Annotated in this window: 1 protein-coding gene and 1 pseudogene; both read left to right on the forward strand. The window is 78.4% G+C overall.

What is annotated here, in order from left to right; all coding sequences use genetic code 11:
* Positions 1–239 (forward strand): annotated as a pseudogene (locus tag FNQ90_RS27830) (hypothetical protein); the annotation flags it as partial.
* A 10-nt stretch (positions 240–249) separates the two neighbouring features.
* A partial coding sequence (locus tag FNQ90_RS24515; RefSeq protein WP_182608339.1) for a hypothetical protein occupies positions 250–1047 on the forward strand: 798 nt, incomplete at its 3' end.

A 1047-nucleotide genomic window follows, 5' to 3' on the forward strand; every position in this document is an offset into this window, starting at 1 on the left:
TGGCCGAACTGCTGGTGGGACGGGAGCGGGGGGAGGGGCCCGGGCACCGGCGGCGCACCCATCTGTTCCGCCGGCTCAGGCTGGATCCGGAGGCCCCCGGGACGCCGGTCGCCCCGGCGGGGAAGCCGCTGCCCGTCCCCGGACCGGCCGCGTCCGAACGCCGGGGCGACCCGGCGCGCGCCCCGGCGTCCGCGGAGGGCGGTGCGGAGCCGACTCCGGCGCCCGCCCCGCCGGTATGAGGTGAGGGGTGTGGAGCACCTGGAGAACGCGGAGCACCTGGAGAACGCGGAGCAGGAGGCCACGCGGCGATCCGGGGCGACGTCCCGGCGTCGGGCGACCACGGCGTTCCGAATGCGCGGCCTGCGGCTCCGGGCCGGGGAACCCGGCGCGTTCTTCACCGTCCACCTGGCCGGCGAGGTGCGTCGGTGCCCGGAGGGCCGGTCCGGGGCGGACGGTCCCCCGGACCGGGTCGGGAGCGCCCGCCGCCGGCTGCGCGAACGGGTGGAGCGGATCCTCGCCGAGCGCTCCGCGCTCGACCCCCTCGGAGCCCGGGACGCCGCGAACGACGGGATCTGCGCGTGGTTCGCACCGGTCCCGGGTCCGGAGGTGTGCGGTTCGGTCCGTCTCCGGGTGCGACGCGGGGACCGCCGGACGGCGGAGGAGCACCACCGGTTCCTCGCCGGGGTGGAGCGGGCGGGGGCGGAGGCCGCGCTGCGACTGGACCTCCTGCGGGACGTCCTCGCGGATCCCGATCGTCGAACGGCGTGGTGGATCGAGCGCCATCCCGACCGCCTCGCCGAGCTGGAGACCCTGCACGGGGTCACCGGCGCGCTCCGGCCGCGCCGGGCCGCCGCCCGTGACCCGCTGCACGAGGAGGTGACCCGGTTCGTCGATCACCTGCTCACCGACCTGCGCACGCCCTCGCAGCGCGAGGTCTTCCTGCGGGCGCTCACCGCGGCCCCGCACACCCTCGGCAGCGACGACCTGCGCGCCGTCGCCGGGAGGTGGAAGCCGGCGGGCTCCCCCGCCGGCGGGCAGGGGGAGGAG

The organism is Streptomyces alkaliphilus (assembly GCF_014141535.1).
GTDB classification, from domain to species: Bacteria; Actinomycetota; Actinomycetes; order Streptomycetales; family Streptomycetaceae; genus Streptomyces; species Streptomyces alkaliphilus.